Raw genomic sequence first — 19,060 nt, 5'->3', positions numbered from 1 at the left:
TTGGCCTTACCCCGCCGGGGGGGGGGGCCGGCGGCACCCTGGGGGGTCGGGGGGGCCGCCCGCTTTTTGCCCTCGACGCCCCTCCCACCTGCTCCGGGCGGTGACGGAGATAACCCCATGGGCCGCCGTTAATCACTGACGCGGCGTCGGGGGGCTCGGGCAGGATGGGCGCGGAGGTAAAGACCGCAATGACCATCGAGCCTTACCGCAAGATCCTCGGACTCCCCGGCGTACGCGCGCTGATGCTGGTGGGGCTGGTGGCTCGTATCCCGGTCATCGCCGCCGGCATCGTGCTGACGCTGCACGTCGTCAACACCATGCAGCTCGGCTACGCCCAGGCCGGGCTCGTCGGCACCGCCTCCACCCTCGGCACCGCCATCGGCTCCCCGCTCGCCGGACGCCTGATCGACCGGCACGGCCTGCGGCCGGTGCTGATCGTCACCACCGTCGCCCAGGCGCTGTTCTGGAGCATCGCCCCCCGGCTCGACTACCACACGCTGCTGGTCGGCGCGCTGGTCGCGGGCGTGCTCAGCCTGCCCGTGTTCAGCCTGGTCCGGCAGTGCATCGCCGCGCTCATCCCGGCCGACCAGCGCCGCCCCGGGTTCGCCCTGGACTCCATGGCGGTCGAGCTGTCCTACATGCTCGCCCCGGCGGCGGCCGTCGCCGCGGTGACCGCCTTCGGCAGCCGCCCCACCATGTACGCCGTCGGCATCGGCGTGGTCGGCGCCGGCCTGGCCCTGATCGCCCTCAACCCGCCGACCCGCTCGGTCGCCGAGCAGGAGAACCCGCAGGCCGCGGTGCCGCGCCGGCAGTGGTTGCGCCCGCGCCTGTTCGCGCTGCTGTCGATCACCGCGGTGCTGACCTTCGTGCTCACCGCGACCGACCTGACGCTGATCGCCACGCTCAAAGGCAGCGGCCAGGAGAGCTGGATCGGCCTGGTCATCGCCGTGTGGTGCGGGTACTCCCTGATCGGCGGCTTCGTCTACGGCGCGCTGCACCGCAGCATCTCGCCGCTGCTGCTGGCCGGCGTCATGAGCGCGCTGACCATCCCGGTCGCCCTGGTCGGCGGCGGCTGGTGGTGGCTGCTGCTGGCGCTGATCCCGGCCGGGGTGCTGTGCGCGCCGTCGCTGTCGGCCACCATCGACACGATGAGCCAGTGGGTGCCCTCCGCGGCCCGTGGCGAGGCGATGGGCCTGCACGGCACGGCCCTGACCGTCGGCGTGGCGGCAGGCGCTCCGTTCGCCGGGACGATCATCGACGCGTACGGCCCCGCCTGGGCGTTCGCCGCCACCGGCGCGGCCGGCGTGCTGCTGGTCCTGATCGCGCTCCCCTTCTGGCGGCTGGCGGGGGCCGGCGAGCGCACCGCCGAGGCCGCGCAGCCGGCACCGGCCCCGGAGCAGGCACCGGCCACGGAGCAGGCGGCCTGGGAGGGCACGCTCATCGCCGACGCCGCCATCTCCGGGGCGGGCTCGACGCTCCCCGCCGCCGACGACGCCGCCACCCGCACCCCTGCCACCCACCGCTGAGCACGAAGGAAGGGCGCCTTCACACCGCTATGCGTTGTGGAAGGCGCCCTTCCCGACATCTCCGGCTGGTTCTGGCTGGCAGCGGGGGCACCAGTAGGTGATGCGCTCGCCTTCGCCGTCCTTGGCGATCGGGCCGTTGCAGCGGCGGCAGGGCTGGGCGCGGCGGCCGTACACGTAACTGGTCTCGCCGCGGTGCAGTGAGCCGGTGGTCGACTGGGTCCAGCGGCCCCGGTTGGCCGCCAGCAGCCGCTGCCCCACGGTCACCAGGCCGGGCAGGTCCGGCACGTCGCCGACCGGCGTCCACGGCCAAACACCGCGCAGGAACAGCAGCTCGCACTTGTAGAGGTTGCCGATCCCGGCGAGATTGCGCTGGTCGAGCAGCGCCTCGGCGGCCGGGCGCGCGGGGTCGGCCGACAGGCGGCGTACCGCCTCGTCGGGGTCCCAGTCCGGCCCCAGCAGGTCCGGGCCGAGGTGGCCGACCAGTTCCGGCTCCCGGGCGGTCGGCACGAGCTTGAGGTCGTGCAGGTGGTAGCCGACGGCCACGGACTTCGCGGTGCGCAGCACGACCCTGATCAGGTGCGCGGGGCGGCCGGTCCAGCGCTCGCCGGGGGCGTACACCCGCCAGGCTCCGTCCATGCGCAGGTGCGAGTGCAGGGTGAGCGCACGGTCCTGCGGTGACATCAGCCGCAGCAGCAGGTGCTTGCCCCGGCTCAGCGACTCGGCCACCCGGTAGCCCGCCAGGTCGACGGTGGCGAGTTGCGGCACCCGGAAGTCCGATCCGGTCAGCACAGCCCCCTCCAGCCCGTCCCGCAGCACCTTGGCGGTGTTCCAGACGGTGTCCCCTTCCGGCATGGCTCCATCCTGCCCCACCGCCCGCCCTACCCCGCCCCGCGCCGCCACGGTGATCATGAGGTTAGGCGCACGACACGCCGTCGACCCTTGCCATAAGTTCATGATCAACGCGAAAAAGGGCCCGGCCGCCGTGAGCGGACCGGGCCCTTTACGGGCGGGTTAGGGCTAGACCTCGTGGTCGCCGCCGTGGCGGCCGTGGGAGTAGCTGGGGGCCTCGATGACCGGGGCCTTGGTGCCGGTGGAGACGGCCAGGTGGGGGAACTTGGCGTCGAAGGCGGGGCGCTCCGAGCGGATGCGGGGCATCCGGTCGAAGTTGCGCAGCGGCGGCGGGCAGCTGGTCGCCCACTCCAGGGAGTTGCCGTGGCCCCACGGGTCGTCGACGGTCACCAGCGGGCCGGTGCGGTACGACTTCCACACGTTGTAGAGGAACGGCAGCGTGGAGGCGCCCAGGATGAACGCGCCGACGGTGGAGAACGCGTTCAGGAAGGTGAAGCCGTCGCTCGGCAGGTAGTCGGCGTACCGGCGGGGCATGCCCTCGGCGCCCAGCCAGTGCTGCACCAGGAAGGTCCAGTTGAAGCCGATCACGGTGAGCCAGAAGTGGACCTTGCCCAGCTTCTCGTCGAGCATCCGGCCGAACATCTTCGGGAACCAGAAGTAGATGCCGGAGTACACCGCGAACACGATGGTGCCGAAGAGCACGTAGTGGAAGTGCGCGACGACGAAGTACGAGTCCGACACGTGGAAGTCGATCGGCGGGCTGGCCAGCAGCACGCCCGACAGGCCGCCGAAGAGGAAGATCGCGAGGAAGCCGATCGCGAACAGCATCGGCGTCTCGAACGTTATCTGCCCTCGCCACATGGTGCCGATCCAGTTGAAGAACTTCATACCGGTGGGCACGGCGATCAGGAAGCTCAGGAACGAGAAGAACGGCAGCAGCACCTGGCCGGTGGCGAACATGTGGTGCGCCCACACGCTCATCGACAGGGCGGCGATCAGCAGGGTCGCGGCGACCAGACCGGTGTAACCGAAGATCGGCTTGCGGCTGAAGACCGGGATGACCTCGGAGATGATGCCGAAGAACGGCAGCGCGACGATGTACACCTCGGGGTGGCCGAAGAACCAGAAGAGGTGCTGCCACAGCATGGGGCCGCCGGTGGCGGGGTCGAACACGTGCGCGCCGAGGCGGCGGTCGGCCAGCAGCGCCAGCAGCGCGGCGGCCAGCAGCGGGAAGACCATGATCACGAGCAGGCTGGTGACCAGGATGTTCCACGTCATGATCGACATGCGGAACATCGTCATGCCGGGCGCGCGCAGGGTCAGGATCGTCGTGATCATGTTGACCGCGCCGAGGATGGTGCCCAGACCCGACAGCACCAGGCCGGCGATCCACATGTCAGCGCCGATGCCGGGCGAGTTGATCGCGTCGTTCAGCGGCGCGTACGCGAACCAGCCGAAGTCGGCGGCGCCACCCGGCGTGATGAACCCGGCGGTCGCCAGGCTCGCGCCGAACAGGTAGAGCCAGTACGCGAAGGAGTTCAGCCGCGGGAACGACACGTCCGGCGCGCCGATCTGCAGCGGCACCACGAAGTTGGCGAACGCGAACACGATCGGCGTCGCGAAGAACAGCAGCATGATCGTGCCGTGCATGGTGAACAGCTGGTTGTACTGCTCCGGGGACAGGTACTGCATACCCGGCTGGGCCAGCTCGGCGCGCATGAACAGCGCCATCAGGCCGCCGATCAGGAAGAACACGAAGGCGGTGACCATGTACATGATCCCGATCTGCTTCGCATCCGTGGTGCGCAGCAGGCGCGCGATCGCGGAACCCTTGACCTGCTTGCGCACGGGGTAGGGCCGGGTCGCGATCGGCTGCGGTGCGACGGTGGTCACGTCTGGCCTCCTGTAGCTGGCCCGGCTGCTCGCGGCGCCCCACTCTCGCGCCGCCACCCGGATTGATCATTCGAGGCGTACCTCGGAGGCAGAATAATCCTTCGCAGGCGGCCCCGGAGCACGGGGTGCCCAGGCCGCGCCGGGCCATCTATCCGAATGGCCCGCCGTCGCGACGCCGGGCCATTCGGATAGGACGGTGTAGAGGTCAGCGGGTTCCGGCCGACGCGCCCAGGGTGAACTGGATGGCGCCGGCCGCGATGGCGCCCAGGGCCAGCAGGATCACGCCCCAGGCGATGAGCCGGTCGGCGGCGTTGATGCGGTGCAGCCAGCGCGAGAACCTGTTGCCGTTGGTGGTGGCGGTCCCGCCCAGGGGGTCCGTGCCGGCCGGGGTGCCGGCCGGGTCGGGGGTGAGCGTCTTGACCACGGTGACCGTGGCTCCGGCCAGGACGAGCAGGGTGCCCAGCACGGCCAGCAGGCCGGCGATCCATTCCTTCATGATCATCCTCCCCAGCAGGGATGTCGCCGGTCGGGGTACCGGCGAACGACTCAGGTTAGACCTCCACCAGGCTCGGCGACGCACCACGGACGTGAGATCGTTTGAGGTATGGCGAAGAAGCCCCCACGCGACGATGTCGGTGACCGGAATCTCACTGTGCGCGGCCCCAAGGCCGCCGCGGCGGGTCTGCCGGGGGTGGGGCACGGTCTGGCCGCCGCGGTGAACCAGATGGGCGTACGCCGTACCGCGCTCACCCTGCTCAAGGTCAATCAGGCCGGCGGCTTCGACTGCCCCGGCTGCGCCTGGCCGGAGCCCTCGCCCGAGCACCGCCCGCACGCCGAGTTCTGCGAGAACGGGGCCAAGGCGGTGGCCGAGGAGGCCACCCTGCGCCGGATCACGCCTGAGTTCTTCGCCACGCACTCCGTCGAGGAACTGGCCGGGCGCAGTGACTACTGGCTGGGCCAGCAGGGCCGGCTGACCACCCCGATGGTCAAGCACCCGGGCGCGACGCACTTCCGGCCGCTCGGCTGGGAGCAGGCGTTCGCGCTGGCCGCCGAGCACCTCAAGGCGATCGAGCCGGACCAGGCGTTGTTCTACACCTCCGGGCGCACCTCGAACGAGGCCGCGTTCCTGTATCAGCTGTTCGCGCGGGCGTACGGGACCAACAACCTGCCCGACTGCAGCAACATGTGCCACGAGTCGTCGGGCGTGGCGCTGGGCGCGACCATCGGCATGGGCAAGGGCTCGGTCACCCTGGACGACATCCACGACGCGAAGCTGATCGTGGTGGTCGGCCAGAACCCGGGCACCAACCACCCGCGCATGCTCACCGCGCTGGAGAAGGCCAAGCAGCGCGGCGCGAAGATCATCTCGATCAATCCGCTGCCCGAGGCCGGGCTGATGCGCTTCAAGAACCCGCAGAAGGTCGGCGGCCTCGTCGGCGCCGGCACCGCGCTGGCCGACCTGCACCTGCCGGTCCGGGTCGGCGGCGACCTGGCCCTGTTCCAGGCCATCGGGGCGCTGCTGGTGCAGTGGGGCGCGGTCGATGAGGCGTTCGTCACGGCGTACACCTCGGGGTTCGAGGGTTATGCCGCCGCGGTGCGCGAGGTGGACGCCGAGCTGGTGGCCCGCGCGACCGGCCTGAGCGCCGAGGAGATCGAGGCCGCGGCGCGGTTGTTCGCCGCGTCCGAGGCGACCGTGGTCTGCTGGGCCATGGGCCTCACCCAGGGGCGCGACGCGGTCGCGACGATCTCCGAAGTCGTCAACGTGCAGCTGCTGCGCGGCATGATCGGCAAGCCTGGCGCGGGCCTGTGCCCGGTGCGCGGGCACTCCAACGTGCAGGGCGACCGCACCATGGGCATCTGGCACGAGCCGCCGACCTGGCTCGGCCGGCTCGGCGACCGGCTCGGCCTGACCATGCCCACCCGGCGCGGGCACGACACCGTCGAGGCGATCCGGGCCATGCGCGACGGCCACGCGAAGGTGTTCGTCGCGGTCGGCGGCAACTTCGCCGCGGCCAGCCCCGACACCGACGTCACCGAGGCCGCGCTGCGCCGGTGCACACTCACCGCGCACGTGTCCACCAAGCTCAACCGCTCGCACGTGGTCACGGCCGACGAGCAGACGGTGCTGATCCTGCCCTGCCTGGGCCGCACCGAACGCGACACCCAGGCCGCCGGGGACCAGTTCGTCACCGTCGAGGACTCCATGTCGAACGTGCACGCCTCGCAGGGCCGTCTCGACCCGGCCTCGCCCATGCTGCGTTCCGAGGTCGCCATCGTGTGCGGGCTGGCCCGCGCCGTGCTGCCGGACTCGACGGTGCCGTGGGAGTCGTACGCGCAGGACTACCGCGCGATCCGGGCGCTGATCGAGCAGACCGTGCCCGGCTTCGACGACTTCGAGGCGAGGGCGCGCACCAAGGCCGGGTTCACCCTGCCGCACCCGCCCCGCGACAGCCGCAGCTTCCCCACCCCGGACGGCAGGGCACGGTTCACCGTCAGCCCGCTGGAGGTGCTGACCGTGCCGCCGGGCCGCCTGCTGCTGCAGACCCTGCGCAGCCACGACCAGTACAACACCACCATCTACGGCCTCGACGACCGTTACCGCGGCGTCAAGGCGGGCCGCCGGGTGGTCTTCGTCAACCCCGACGACCTGGCCGAGCTCGGCATCGCCGACGGGTCGACGGTCGACCTGATCTCCGAGTGGGCCGACGGCGAGCGGCGCGCGCCGGCGTTCCGCGTCATCGGATACCCGACCGTGCGCGGCTGCGCCGCCGCCTACTTCCCCGAGGCGAACGTGCTGGTGCCGCTGGACTCCACCGCGACCGGGTCGAACACGCCGACCTCGAAGCAGGTCATCGTGCGGCTGCAGCCCGTCTGATGGGCCGGGCCAGCGACCGCAGGCAGGTGACCCGCATCGACCTCGGCGGGCCGTCCACCGTGCGCCGTCAGGACACCCTGGCCGCCGAAGAGCCCCTGGAGATCCGCGTCGGGCACCGCCGCGGCCCCCGCCCGCCGCTGGCCGTCACCATGCGGACCCCCGGCGACGAGCTGGACCTGGCCCTGGGCTTCCTGCTCACCGAAGGCGTGATCGCCCGCGCCGCGGACATCCTCACCGCCCAGCTCTGCGCCGGTCAGAGCGAAAGGAAGGGCATCGTCGGCTCGCGTCAGCGAGACGACGATCAGCTCCGCACATCGGAACACGTAGAGGAAGGGCGCCTTCTCGACATCGGCGGGGCAGGAGGTGCGGCGGGGCAGACGGTCGCGGCCGGCCTGCGGGCGGCGGGAGCGCGCATGCTCGGTAAGCCCGTTGCGGCCGAGGACGAGGAGACCGCGTCTCCGGCGAACACCTACAACGTCGTCGACGTGGTGCTCGCCGACCACGTGCCGCCGCCGGCCGCCGGGACGGAGCGCAACTTCTACACCACCTCCTCGTGCGGGGTATGCGGCAAGGCCAGCATCGACGCGATCCGCACCCGCTCCCCGCACGACGTGGCCGCCGACCCGGTGACCGTCGACGCCCGCACCCTGGCCCTGCTCCCGGACCGGCTGCGGGCCGCGCAGCGCACCTTCGAGCGCACCGGCGGGCTGCATGCGGCAGGCCTGTTCACCGCCACGGGCGAGCTGGTCGCGGTACGCGAGGACGTCGGCCGGCACAACGCGGTCGACAAGGTCATCGGCGCTCAATTGCAGGCCGGACGGCTGCCGCTGGCCGGGCACGTGCTGCTGGTGTCCGGCCGGGCCAGTTTCGAACTGACCCAGAAGGCCTGGATGGCCGGCATCAGCATGCTGGCGGCGGTGTCCGCGCCGAGCACCCTCGCCGTCGACCTGGCCGCCGAGGCGGGCATGACCCTGGTCGGCTTCCTGCGGGGCCAGACCATGAATGTGTACGCAGGCCCGCAGCGCATCACCAGCTGACCCTGCCCGCCGCCTGCCGCCCGCCCGACTTTCAGCCGCACCCCCGCTGCTCGCCGACCAGAAGCGTTAAGAAGGTGCCCTTCCTCTACGTAATTGGTTTGGAAGGTGCCCCTCCTTCGCCTACGGGCGGAGGGCGTGGGTGCGGTGGTAGTCGCCGTCGGGGGTGATGAGCCAGGTGTGCTGGGGGGTGTCGGAGACCAGGGCGGTGGTGCCGGTGAGGCGGCACAGGCGGGTGGCCAGTTCGAGTTCGCTGACGCCGGTGGCGCGGGCCAGGGAGTCGCCGGCGCTCAGTTCGCAGCCGAAGGACGGGTCGCCGGCGTCGGGGTTGATCCACACGGTGGCGCGTACGTCGGCGGCGCCCATCAGGTCCTCGGCGGTGCCGGCGAAGATGTCCGCGGGGTCCAGCCCGTAGGCCTCGTGCAGCGCCTGGCGCAGGGAGCCGGCCGGAGTCCCGGACGCGAAGGACACGCTGTAGTTCGCCCGGCCTTCCTGCGCGGCCTCCCACACCTGGTCGATCGCCGTGATCAGGTAGGCCGCCACCCCCTCGGGCTGCATGTTCAGCTCCCCGACCGCCTCCGCCGTGAACGGCACCCGCACCACGTCGTAGGTGCCCTTGGCCGGGTCGGTGAACTCGTGGCCGTGGCGGCCCGCGACGTCCATCGAGACGAGCCGGCATGCGAACAGGTGCTGGCGCTGCCAGCGGCCGTCCTCGCGCTGCGTGTCGACGAAGGTCAGCGGCACCGGCGGGGTCACCACCGCCCGCAGTTCCTCGTCGAGTTCCCGGTGGAGCGCGGCCAGCAGGTTCGCGTCGCCGCGGTCCACGCCGCCGCCGGGCGTAGCCCAGTAGCGCTGCGGCACGCCGGGCCGGGTCCGTTCGAACAGGATCATGTCGTCGCCGTCGAGGAGCACGGCGCGCACACGATGACGGTCGGGCACGGCAACCATGACTCCAGCGTCGCCGCCCGCGACGCCCTTGTCGACCGGAAAGCCGATTCCGGCTCCCTTCCGAGGAGCAATCTGTCGGCGGGCCGACAGCCGTGAGAAACGTGATTGAGTCTCGCCAAGCACGCGCCGTGCTGATATATGTGATTGCCGTAACCCCGGGTCACAGGAGGTGGAAATCATGGTGAGCTCAGCCGACCCCTCCGCGGGGGAGGAAGAGACCATCAACATGCTGTTCCACCTCTCCCGGCGCTCGCAGGCGATGGTCGACCGCCTGATCAGCTGCCTGGACCGGATGGAGCAGGTGGATCCGGACTCCGACCGCATGAAGGACGTCTTCGAGCTCGACTTCCTCGCCATCAGGATGCGCCGCAACGACGAGAGCCTGCTGGTGCTGGCCGGCGGCGAGTCCGCCCGGATCCGGCGGGAGCCGGTCGCCCTCGTCGACGTGCTGCACGGAGCCCGCTCCGAGGTCGAGGACTACCGCCGGATCGAGTTCGGCGTGATCGACGACGGCCTGATCGTGGTCGCGCCGGCCGTGAACGACCTGGTGCACCTGCTGGCGGAGCTGTTCGACAACGCGGCCGCGTTCTCCCCGCCGGACAGCACGGTGCTGGTCGAGGCGCGCCGGGTGGCCGACCGCGCGGTGCTGCTGATCGAGGACCGGGGCATTGGCATCGGCACGGAGCGCCTGCGCGAGCTGAACCACCGGCTGGCCCACCCGAGCCCGGTGACCGCCGCGATGTGCCGCCAGATGGGTATCGAGGTGGTCAGCCGCCTCGCCCAGCGCCACGAGATGCGCGTCGAGCTGGAGCCCTCCGGCGACCGCGGCATCGCCGCCTCGGTCGTCCTGCCCGCCCACGCCCTCGTGAACTGATCCGCCGCCCGGGTCGTCCTGCCCGCCCACGCCCCCGTGAACTGATCCGCCGCCCGCCACGCGTGGCGCGTGGCGCGGCGCGTCAAGATCCGCCGACTTGCCTGGCAGGTGGGCGAATGCGTGGTCAAGATACGCACAGGTGCCGGGCAAGTCCGGCGATCTTGGTGGCCGGCCGCGGGCGCGGGGACGGGGGCGCGGGGTGGCGGCGGGTCACGGTGGGTAGGGGCGTCGCGAAACGTGCTCGACCGATCCGGGAGAATGGGAGCATCCCGCTTCTCATGGAAGGACGTGCCGATCGTGGCCGCAACCCCGGAGGCCGACTGGGTCTCCCGCTTCGCTGACGAGGTCATCGCCGAGGCAGAGCGTCGCGCTCCGGGCAAACCGATCGTCTGCGCGTCCGGGCTGAGCCCGTCCGGCCCGATCCACCTGGGCAACCTGCGTGAGGTGATGACCCCGCACCTGGTCGCCGACGAGATCCGCCGCCGCGGGCACGAGGTCGTGCACCTGATCAGCTGGGACGACTACGACCGCTACCGCAAGGTGCCGGCGGGCGTGGACGAGTCCTGGGCCGAGCACATCGGCAAGCCGCTGACCTCGGTGCCGGCCCCGCCGGGCAGCGCGTATCCGAACTGGGCCGAGCACTTCAAGGCCTCGATGACCGAGTCGCTGGCGCAGCTGGGCGTGGAGTACCGCGGCATCAGCCAGACGCAGATGTACACCTCGGGGGCGTACCAGGAGCAGATCCTGCTGGCCATGCGCGAGCGCGGCAAGATCGACGCGGTGCTGGACCGTTACCGCACCAAGGGCCGCACCGGCTCGGGCGCGCCGCAGCAGGGCAAGCTGGACGAGGACGAGGCCGCCGCGGCGCAGGAGGCCGCTGAGGGCTCCGGCGCGGCCGCCGAGGACGACGGCACGGGCGCGACGGGCTACTTCCCGTACAAGCCGTACTGCGCGGTCTGCGAGCGCGACCTGACCACCGTAGTGGCCTATGACGACGAGTCGACCGAGCTGACCTACACCTGCCAGTGCGGGCACACCGAGACGGTGCTGCTGTCCGAGCACCACCGCGGCAAGCTGGTGTGGAAGGTCGACTGGCCGATGCGCTGGGCGTACGAGGGCGTGGTCTTCGAGCCGTCCGGCGTGGACCACTCCTCCCCCGGCTCGTCGTTCCAGGTCGGCGGGCAGATCGTCGGCGAGGTGTTCGGCGGGCAGCAGCCGATCGGCCCGATGTACGCCTTCGTCGGCATCTCCGGCATGGCGAAGATGAGCAGCTCGAAGGGCGGCGTGCCGACCCCGGCCGACGCCCTGCAGATCATGGAGCCGCCGCTGCTGCGCTGGCTCTACGCCCGCCGCCGCCCGAACCAGGCATTCAAGATCGCCTTCGACCAGGAGATCCAGCGCCTCTACGACGAGTGGGACACCCTGGGCCGCAAGGTCGCCGAGGGCACCGCGAACGCGGCCGACACCGCCGCGCACAGCCGGGCCGTCGGCACCGCAGCCGGCCTGCTGCCGGTCACCCCGCACCCGCTGCCGTACCGCACGCTGGCCTCGATCGTGGACATCACCACCGGCGACCCGGAGCAGACCCTGCGCATCCTGCGCGACCTGGACCCCGCCGACCCGGTGGCCTCACTCGACGAGACCCGCCCGCGCCTGGACCGCGCCCAGCACTGGATCACCACCCAGGTGCCGGCCGAGCAGCGCACCCGTGTGCTGTCCGAGCCCGACGCCACGCTGCTCGGCAAGCTCGACGACGACCAGCGCGAGTCCCTCCGCCTGCTCCTGGCCGGCCTGGACGACCACTGGTCCCTGGATGGCCTGACCACCCTCCTCTACGGCGTCCCCAAGACCCGCCTGGGCCTGCCCATGGACGTCAAGCCCACCCCCGAGCTCAAGGTCGCCCAGCGCGAGTTCTTCGCCCTCCTCTACCACCTCCTGGTGGGCCGCGACACCGGCCCACGCCTACCCACCCTCCTCCTGGCCGTAGGCCCCGCCCAGGTCCGCACCCTCCTCACCCCCTGACCACCACCACCAAGATCGCGACGATCTTGCGCCGACTGTGGGGATGACACGCCCTTTACGGGCATATCATCAACAGTTCGCGCAAGATCGTCGCGATCTTGGCGTTAGGCGGGTCAGGGCTCCAGGAGGTTGGCGCGTAGGCGGGCGATGTACTCGTCGTCGATACCGAGTCGCTGCTCGGCGTAGCCGCGCAGCGACTCGTGGTTCTCCCGCGCCCAGGCCAGGAACAGGATCATCACGTCGGCGGGCGCGCGGCCGTAGCCGGGCCAGGTCGGCGCGACGCCCATCAGGGCGGTGATGTCCGCAACCAGGCCCGCCGTGGCCAGCTCGGTCAGCGCGAAGTCTTCGACGATCACCTCGTCGGGCACGTCGAGCAGGGTCAGCACCAGCGCGGCCAGCAACCGGGTGCGGTCCTTGCCCGAGGCGCAGTGGAACACCACGGGCGCGTTCTCGTCGGCGGCGATCACGTCCAGCGCCTGCCGCAGTTCCACCACCCCGTCCTGCGCGACCTCGACGTACTTGCCCGCGAGGAACGGCCCGGTCTCGACCTCCGGACCCAGCTCCGCCTGCCGGTAGGGCCGGTGCTCCACGCTGAGGTTGTGGTACGCCAGCCCGTCGTGCTCGCGCACCCGCCCGCGACGGTCGATCTCGAACGGGTACCGCAGGTCGATCACGGTCTTGACGCCCAGTTCGAGGAAGCGCGCCCAGTCGGCGTCGTCCATCTTGGACAGTGCGTCGGACCGGTAGAGCCGGCCCCAGCGCACGGTCCGGCCCGCGAAGCCGCGGTATCCGCCCAGGTCCCGAAAGTTGTGCAGACGCGCGAACGCGATGTGTCTACTCACGGCAGCTCAGCCTACTTAAGTCTGCGACGTGCCGTTGCCCGTATCGGCCGGGACTGCGCCAATACGACGGCAGGGGGCGAATGTTAGCGTCGGCGTCCTTATTCGACATCGGCCGCACCACCCTCGCGACCGGTCCTCATGGGGAGGAAACCGCATGCACCGCACCATCGCCAGGAGTCGCAGCACCGCCCTGGTGCTCGCGCTCGCCCTGGCCGCCGCCGGGTTGACCAGCGGCACCGCACAGGCAGTGAGCTGGGACAACGTCACACCGCACATCGACTCCAAGAGCGTCACCGGATTGCAGCAGCTCGCCTGGTCGCCGATCGCGGCCGACCGGCTCGCCGCCGTGGACACGGCTTACGCGAACGGCGCCCTCACCGCGACCGGCGGCCCCGGCCTCAGCCAGGTCTACGGCGACACCAACCAGCAGATGTACTACAAGTCCCACGCCAACTGCGCGCAGGCCAAGAGCGTGATCACCGCCGCGGACGCGGCGTACACGCTGGCCGCGTGGTGTTTCGCGGGCTCGGACGAGACCTCCGACGCGTGGCTGCCGCAGGCGGTCACCAGCTCGCAGGACGCGGCCCAGCGGGCCGGGTACACGCCGGGCGACGACCAGGTGGTGGCCCTGTGGCGGCAGGCGGCGGCCACCGGCAACCGGGCCCGCTGCCCGGGCGTCGCCGATGATCCGGAGGCCTCGGTGGGACTGCGGGCGACGTTCCTCAAGCGGCCGTACACCGACGGGACGCACAGCGAGTACCGGCACGTGATGCTGGCCGTCCCCGGTGCGCCTAACGCGTCCGGGCTGACCTACACCCCGGTCTGCAACGTGCACGGCGGCGGCGTGACCTGGTACGGCCCCTACCTGTTCGTGTCGCTTACCGGCTCGGGCATCCTGGTCTTCGACACCCGCAAGACCTACCGGGTACCGGCCGACAACGCGTGCGGGGCGAACGGGGCGGCCCCCGGCGTGAACGACGTCGGCCAGGTCACCGGCAGCGACGGCGTGACCCGGCTGTGCGCCGGCGGCTACCGGTACGTCATGTTCCAGGTCGGCAGCTTCCGCAGCACGCCCACCGGCAACTGCCTGCGCACCCCGGCGACGATCTACGCCAACCTGTGCTTCTCCTCGCTGTCGCTGCAGTGGTCGGACAACACCCTGGTCACCTCGGAGTACCGGACCAGCTCGGAGATGACCGACGCGCCCGTCGACGCCCGGATCGTCAACTGGCCCACCGACACGATGATCGACCGCATGACCAGCGGATCGACGGCTCCGGTGACCGCGACCAGGCTGGCCGCGACCAACTTCCAGGGCATGCAGGGCGTCGTCGAGTGGCCCAACGCCACGTCGGGCCGGCCCGAGTACTTCGTCGCCCGCACGCTGCCGGGCAGCGAGGGCAGCCAGCTCTGGTACGAGCACGACGGCGACGGCGACTGCCCGACCCCCGGCGTGTACGTGGAGAACGCCGAGGCGATCTCGTACTGGGTGAGCTCGGCCGGGGACGGTCACCTGTGGACGATCACCGAGTACAAGAACCGGCGCATGCTGGTCAGGGTGTACACGAAGGAGTACAACGGCAAGCCCAGCGGGTGCCCCACGCAGTGAGCCCGCCCCGCCCCGGCCGAGCCTGGATCCTACGGCCGGGGCGGGCCTTTTTCACCATCTACTCAAACCGGACGTATCCCTATAGAGTCGTGGCAGCCGCGGCAAGCACCTGCACGTCATCGCCAGGAATACGTCAGGAGACGGTGATGCAAGCGTTTGTCCTGCCCGACTTCTACCTGCCCCACCCGGCGCGGCTGAACCCGCACGAGCAGCACGCCCGGGACCACTCGAACGCCTGGGCCGAGCAGATGGGCATGCTCGACGCCCCCGGCCCGTCCGGCGAACCGGTGTGGGACCTGGAGAAACTGAACAAACACGACTACGCGCTGATGTGCGCGTACACCCATCCCGACTGCGACGAAACCGCGCTGGACCTGGTCACCGACTGGTACGTCTGGGTCTTCTTCTTCGACGACCACTTCCTCGAGTCGTTCAAGTACGACCGCGACCTCGCCGGGGCGCAGGATTACCTGGACCGGCTGGAACTGTTCATGACCGAGCCCGGTCAGACGCCGCCGGAGCCGCGCAACCCGGCCGAGGCGGGACTCGCGGACCTGTGGGCGCGCACCATCCCGCACATGTCCGACGGGTGGCGTCGCCGCTTCGTGGCCAGCACGCACAACCTCATGGTCGAGTCGATGTGGGAGCTGGACAACATCAACCGGCACCGCATCGCCAACCCGATCGAGTACATCGAGATGCGGCGGCGGGTCGGCGGCGCGCCCTGGTCGGCGAACCTCGTCGAGTACGCCTGCGGGGCCGAGGTGCCCGACCGGCTGGCCGGGCTGCGCCCGCTGCAGGTGCTGCGGGACACCTTCGCCGACGCGGTGCACCTGCGCAACGACCTGTTCTCGTACCAGCGGGAGGTCGCCGAGGAGGGCGAGAACTCCAACGCGGTGCTGGTGCTGGAGAAGTTCCTCGACGTGCCCACCCAGCGGGCCGGGGACCTGGTCGGCGAGCTGCTCACCTCGCGCCTGCACCAGTTCGAGCACACCGCGCTGGCCGAGCTGCCGGTGCTGTACGCCGAGCACGCGGTCACCCCGCCGGAGCAGCTGGCGGTGGCCCTGTACGCGAAGGGGCTGCAGGACTGGCAGTCGGGCGGGCACGAGTGGCACGCCCGGTCCAGCCGGTACACGAAGATCACCCCGCGCGCGGAGGGTCCGGCCGCGGTGCTGGCCCCGGGCCTGCCGACGCTGTTCGGGCAGTACGCGCACCTGCCGCACGGGCGGCAGCCGGGCCACCTGCCGATCCCGGCGCTGCACATGCCGTACCGGCCGCGCACCAGCCCGCACCTGACGCAGGCTCGGCGGCAGACCGTGGCCTGGGGCCGGGAGATGGGCATGCTCGACCCGGTGCCGGGCACCGGCGTGCACGGGCTGTGGACGGAGCAGGCGCTGGCCGGGTTCGACTTCCCGCACTGCGCCGCGATGATCCACGCCGACGCGACCCCCGAGCAGCTGGAGGTCTCGTCGAACTGGCTCACCTGGGGCACCTACGGCGACGACCTGTTCCCGGTGCAGTTCGGCCGCAGCCGGGACTTCCTCGGCGCGAAGGCGGCCAACGCCCGGCTGTCGCTGTTCATGCCGCTGGACGACGAGCCCGTCCCGCCACCGGCGAACCCCCTCGAACGCGGCCTGGCGGACCTGTGGCGGCGTACCGCGGGGCCGATGGCACCGGCCTCGCGGGCCCGCTTCCGCAAGGCGGTGGAGGACATGACCGCGTCGTGGGTGTGGGAGCTGGCCAACCAGATCCAGAACCGGGTGCCCGACCCGGTGGACTACGTGGAGATGCGCCGGGCCACCTTCGGCTCCGACATGACCATGAGCCTGTGCCGGCTGGCCCACGCCGGCCAGGTGCCCGACGAGATCTACGAGCACCGGGTGATCCAGCAGCTGGAGCACGCGGCACAGGACTACTCGTGCTTCACCAACGACCTGTTCTCCTACCAGAAGGAGATCGAGTACGAGGACGAGATCCACAACCTGGTGTTCGTGCTGGAACGCTTCCTCGGCTGCGACCGGTTCGCCGCCCGTGACCTGGTCGCGCGGCTGATGGCCGAGCGCATGCGGCAGTTCGAGCACATCGTGTCGGTCGAGCTGCCCGCCATGTGCGACCAGCTCGGGCTGGACGAGGACGTGCGGCGGCGGCTGACGGCGTACGCCGAGCAGCTCAAGGACTGGATGTCGGGCATCCTGCGCTGGCACGAGGAGTGCGTGCGCTACTCCCCCGCCAGCCTGTCGGCGCGCAGCCCCGGCCTGGCCGGACCCGCCGCGCCGGCCCTGCTGCCGCTGCCGTCGGGCCTGGGCACCTCGGCGGTACGCGTGCTGGAGCTGCTCTCGGCGCGGTAGCTCAGCCACACCTGTGGCGCCGCACCCGGATCAATCCGGGTGCGGCGCCACCGTGCGCTCGGCCCCACCGGCGAGCTTGCGAGCTGCGCCCGAAGCACTCAATGTATCGACGTTAATAGATTGTTTCAAGCCGTCGCCTCATATCGATATCTGACAGTCTATCGATCTACGGCCACGCTTAGTGTATCGGTGGTCGTCGAAGCGTGACTATCGGCGGCCGCACCCGTCCCCTAGATCGGAGGCCCCTGGTGGTCCGACTCGTCCGTGTCGCGCTCACCGCAATGCTGGTGCTCGGCGGCGCCCTGATCGCCGCCGCACCGGCGAACGCAGCGGTGCTCGACGTCCAGTGCACCTCGCCCAGCAGCACCAACACCATCACGTTCAGCCCGCCGCTGACGCTGGTGAACCAGCCCACCGTGGTGTCGCGCACCACGAACTACAAGCCCTGCCGGGCCCCGCGCTGGCCCAACCTGGTCTCCGGGTTCGAGACCAAGACGATCACCATGCTGGACGACTGCACCATGGTGCTCGGCACGCTGAACGTGAACTTCACGATCACCTGGAACACCGGCCAGACCACCACGGTCAGCGCCGTGCGCACCGCCTCGCTGTCCGGCACGAACCTGGTGGTGACGTTCAACGGCACCGTCACCGCCGGCCTGTTCCTCGGCAGCAACGTCAACCAGGTGTTCGTCGGCTCCGGGGTCGACCTGATCAACTGCCTCGCCGGACGCGGCGCGGTGAAGAGCATCGTCTCCCGGGTGAACCTGGTCATCTCGCACTGACACCCGCACCGGGGCCGTGGCGGCCGCAGCCCGAACCGCCGCCACGGCCCCGGTGCTCGTCCACCGCGTCGTAGCGAAGCAGCCCGGCCGCACCGCGAAGCGAGAGCTGCTCGTAGCGGTCGGGGTGCCGGCCGAGCCGCGTACCGCGTCGGTGTTCCTGTGGTGGCTGGCGTCGCTGTCGGAGCGCGGCGCGCAGCGCCACGCCGACCGCATCCTGGCGCTGACCGGGAGCCGTGAAACCGCAGACGCGGTGCGGCACACGACATCAGTCGAGAACGGACAGCCCGGGCTCAGTTGACGGCCGCTCTCGGGTTCGGCGTGCTCGCCTTCGATCGCGGTTTCGACGCGGGCACGGACAAGGGGCCTATGCTGCGGGAATGATCAAGCCCATTGAACTCGTCATATTCGACTGCGACGGGGTACTGGTCGACATCGAGCGCATCGCCGCTCGTGTCCAGGTCGGCCTCGGAGCCGAGCTTGGGTGGCCGCTGACAGAGGACGAGGTCGTGGAGCGGTTCATGGGGCGCTCACCCGCCGCCATCCACGAGCAGATCGCCGCCCAGCTCGGCCTGGACACGGCCGCGATCTGGTCGGAGAGGTTCGACCAGCTCCACCGGGAGGCCGTGGACGCCGAGCTTGCCCCGGTCGACGGCTTGCCGGAAGCACTCGATGCGCTCACTCTGCCGACATGCGTCGCCTCCAACGGCTCCCACGACAAGATGCGGCACACCCTGGGCCGCACCGGGCTCTACGAACGCTTCGCAGGCCGCATCTACAGTGCCACCGAAGTCTCCCGCGGCAAGCCCGCACCCGACCTGTTCCTGCACGCCGCCCAGCAGATGGGCGTCGATCCCGAAGCCTGCGTTGTCGTCGAGGACAGCCAACCCGGCGTCCACGCCGCCCGCGCCGCCGGTATGCGAACCTTCGGCTACGCCGGCGGACTCACCCCGGCCGAACGCCTCGAAGGCCCCGACACCGTCGTCTTCCACGACATGCGCCAGCTGCCGAACCTCATCACCGAACGGCAGCCAACCCTCCATCAGGCACTGCCCACCCACAAGATTTGACAACTGCTCCGGCAACGCCCTGGAGCGCCACTGCGAAGCTCCCATGCGCAGCCACGTCGGGATTCAGATGCGCCGGAGCGTGCGGCCACGGTGGAAGTCCGCCACTGCTCGTTTGCCCGCGTCGTCCGCCCATCCGGCAGCCGAGGCGCAGAGATGTGGCATGACGGAGTCCACGGTCCGGACAAAGCGAAACGCCCAGGTCACTTGACCTGGGCGTTTCTTCGGTGGAGCCGAGGGGACTCGAACCCCTGACCCCCACACTGCCAGTGTGGTGCGCTACCAGCTGCGCCACGGCCCCTTGTTCCTGGTAAGTCCCCGTTTGACGTTTCCGCCGCCCGGGCACCTGCGAAATATTACACGGCCCCACCCCCGGCGCAAAAACGGGTAT

The 19,060-nt window shown here is 70.7% G+C and carries 15 protein-coding genes and 1 tRNA gene; 10 read left to right on the top strand and 6 right to left on the bottom strand.

Annotated features, from left to right (window positions below):
- Positions 1 to 164 precede the first annotated feature (164 nt).
- Positions 165 to 1,526: an MFS transporter gene (locus tag F6W97_RS08740; protein ID WP_407924561.1), complete on the top strand. Its 1,362-nt coding sequence runs from the start codon at positions 165 to 167 to the stop codon at positions 1,524 to 1,526.
- 27 nt (positions 1,527 to 1,553) lie between these two features.
- Here F6W97_RS08740 and F6W97_RS08735 read toward each other — a convergent pair whose 3' ends face one another.
- The 3 genes from F6W97_RS08735 to F6W97_RS08725 all read right to left on the bottom strand — a co-directional run bounded on the left by F6W97_RS08735 (position 1,554) and on the right by F6W97_RS08725 (position 4,764).
- On the bottom strand, positions 1,554 to 2,378 hold the full coding sequence (locus F6W97_RS08735) for a DNA-formamidopyrimidine glycosylase family protein (RefSeq protein ID WP_155369704.1): 825 nt from the start codon (positions 2,376 to 2,378) through the stop codon (positions 1,554 to 1,556).
- Positions 2,379 to 2,543: 165 nt separating this feature from the next.
- Positions 2,544 to 4,268 carry an aa3-type cytochrome oxidase subunit I gene (ctaD, locus tag F6W97_RS08730; protein ID WP_155369703.1) on the bottom strand — a complete coding sequence of 575 codons (1,725 nt, stop codon included), beginning with the start codon at positions 4,266 to 4,268 and terminating at the stop codon, positions 2,544 to 2,546.
- A 205-nt stretch (positions 4,269 to 4,473) separates the two neighbouring features.
- Entirely contained in the window at positions 4,474 to 4,764 is a 291-nt protein-coding gene (locus tag F6W97_RS08725; protein ID WP_155369702.1) for a hypothetical protein, read from the bottom strand.
- 108 nt (positions 4,765 to 4,872) lie between these two features.
- On the opposite strand from F6W97_RS08725, the gene F6W97_RS08720 reads away from it, so the two are divergent.
- Together F6W97_RS08720 and fdhD are read left to right on the top strand one after the other, a co-directional pair.
- On the top strand, positions 4,873 to 7,143 hold the full coding sequence (locus F6W97_RS08720; protein WP_155369701.1) for an FdhF/YdeP family oxidoreductase: 2,271 nt from the start codon (positions 4,873 to 4,875) through the stop codon (positions 7,141 to 7,143).
- Positions 7,143 to 8,180: a formate dehydrogenase accessory sulfurtransferase FdhD gene (gene fdhD, locus F6W97_RS08715; RefSeq protein ID WP_155369700.1), complete on the top strand. Its 1,038-nt coding sequence runs from the start codon at positions 7,143 to 7,145 to the stop codon at positions 8,178 to 8,180. Before F6W97_RS08720 ends, fdhD begins: the two co-directional genes overlap by 1 nt.
- A 120-nt stretch (positions 8,181 to 8,300) precedes the next feature.
- Here fdhD and F6W97_RS40010 read toward each other — a convergent pair whose 3' ends face one another.
- Complete coding sequence (locus F6W97_RS40010) at positions 8,301 to 9,098, bottom strand: NUDIX domain-containing protein (protein WP_230686516.1); 798 nt, start codon at positions 9,096 to 9,098, stop codon at positions 8,301 to 8,303.
- Positions 9,099 to 9,303: 205 nt separating this feature from the next.
- Here F6W97_RS40010 and F6W97_RS08705 point away from each other — a divergent pair, with 205 nt between their 5' ends.
- On the top strand, positions 9,304 to 9,999 hold the full coding sequence (locus tag F6W97_RS08705; protein WP_155369699.1) for a sensor histidine kinase: 696 nt from the start codon (positions 9,304 to 9,306) through the stop codon (positions 9,997 to 9,999).
- Positions 10,000 to 10,296: 297 nt separating this feature from the next.
- Complete coding sequence (gene lysS / locus F6W97_RS08700) at positions 10,297 to 12,021, top strand: lysine--tRNA ligase (RefSeq protein WP_230686515.1); 1,725 nt, start codon at positions 10,297 to 10,299, stop codon at positions 12,019 to 12,021.
- A gap of 113 nt (positions 12,022 to 12,134) precedes the next feature.
- Here lysS and F6W97_RS08695 read toward each other — a convergent pair whose 3' ends face one another.
- Entirely contained in the window at positions 12,135 to 12,863 is a 729-nt protein-coding gene (locus F6W97_RS08695) for a tyrosine-protein phosphatase (protein WP_155369697.1), read from the bottom strand.
- A 154-nt stretch (positions 12,864 to 13,017) separates the two neighbouring features.
- Here F6W97_RS08695 and F6W97_RS08690 point away from each other — a divergent pair, with 154 nt between their 5' ends.
- From F6W97_RS08690 to F6W97_RS08670, 5 genes are all read left to right on the top strand, one after another.
- Positions 13,018 to 14,472, top strand: coding sequence for a hypothetical protein (locus F6W97_RS08690; RefSeq protein ID WP_155369696.1), 1,455 nt, complete (start codon positions 13,018 to 13,020; stop codon positions 14,470 to 14,472).
- Positions 14,473 to 14,618: 146 nt separating this feature from the next.
- A complete protein-coding gene (locus F6W97_RS08685; RefSeq protein WP_155369695.1) occupies positions 14,619 to 16,820 on the top strand; it encodes a terpene synthase family protein in 2,202 nt (733 codons plus the stop codon).
- Positions 16,821 to 17,068: 248 nt separating this feature from the next.
- The gene (locus F6W97_RS08680; RefSeq protein WP_155369694.1) at positions 17,069 to 17,605 is read left to right on the top strand and encodes a hypothetical protein; all 537 of its coding nucleotides are present in this window, start codon (positions 17,069 to 17,071) and stop codon (positions 17,603 to 17,605) included.
- Between the two features lie 16 nt (positions 17,606 to 17,621).
- Positions 17,622 to 17,903, top strand: a complete 282-nt coding sequence (locus tag F6W97_RS08675) for a hypothetical protein (protein WP_155369693.1) — start codon at positions 17,622 to 17,624, stop codon at positions 17,901 to 17,903.
- 79 nt (positions 17,904 to 17,982) lie between these two features.
- Positions 17,983 to 18,672, top strand: coding sequence for an HAD family hydrolase (locus F6W97_RS08670; protein WP_155369692.1), 690 nt, complete (start codon positions 17,983 to 17,985; stop codon positions 18,670 to 18,672).
- 225 nt (positions 18,673 to 18,897) lie between these two features.
- On the opposite strand, the gene F6W97_RS08665 is transcribed toward F6W97_RS08670, so the two are convergent.
- Positions 18,898 to 18,970, bottom strand: a tRNA-Ala gene (locus F6W97_RS08665).
- Between the last annotated feature and the right edge of the window lie 90 nt (positions 18,971 to 19,060).

The organism is Catellatospora vulcania (genome assembly GCF_009720385.1).
Lineage (GTDB): Bacteria > Actinomycetota > Actinomycetes > Mycobacteriales > Micromonosporaceae > Catellatospora > Catellatospora vulcania.
This window is presented reverse-complemented; position numbering and strand designations above follow the sequence as displayed.

What these genes read in the sequence shown, in the direction of transcription:
- F6W97_RS08740 (WP_407924561.1), top strand. Translation starts at nt 165, where the DNA reads ATGGGCGCGGAGGTAAAGACCGCAATGACCATCGAGCCTTACCGCAAG.
- F6W97_RS08735 (WP_155369704.1), bottom strand. Translation starts at nt 2,378, where the DNA reads ATGCCGGAAGGGGACACCGTCTGGAACACCGCCAAGGTGCTGCGGGAC.
- F6W97_RS08725 (WP_155369702.1), bottom strand. Translation starts at nt 4,764, where the DNA reads ATGAAGGAATGGATCGCCGGCCTGCTGGCCGTGCTGGGCACCCTGCTC.
- F6W97_RS08720 (WP_155369701.1), top strand. Translation starts at nt 4,873, where the DNA reads ATGGCGAAGAAGCCCCCACGCGACGATGTCGGTGACCGGAATCTCACT.
- fdhD (WP_155369700.1), top strand. Translation starts at nt 7,143, where the DNA reads ATGGGCCGGGCCAGCGACCGCAGGCAGGTGACCCGCATCGACCTCGGC.
- F6W97_RS08705 (WP_155369699.1), top strand. Translation starts at nt 9,304, where the DNA reads ATGGTGAGCTCAGCCGACCCCTCCGCGGGGGAGGAAGAGACCATCAAC.
- F6W97_RS08690 (WP_155369696.1), top strand. Translation starts at nt 13,018, where the DNA reads ATGCACCGCACCATCGCCAGGAGTCGCAGCACCGCCCTGGTGCTCGCG.
- F6W97_RS08685 (WP_155369695.1), top strand. Translation starts at nt 14,619, where the DNA reads ATGCAAGCGTTTGTCCTGCCCGACTTCTACCTGCCCCACCCGGCGCGG.
- F6W97_RS08670 (WP_155369692.1), top strand. Translation starts at nt 17,983, where the DNA reads ATGATCAAGCCCATTGAACTCGTCATATTCGACTGCGACGGGGTACTG.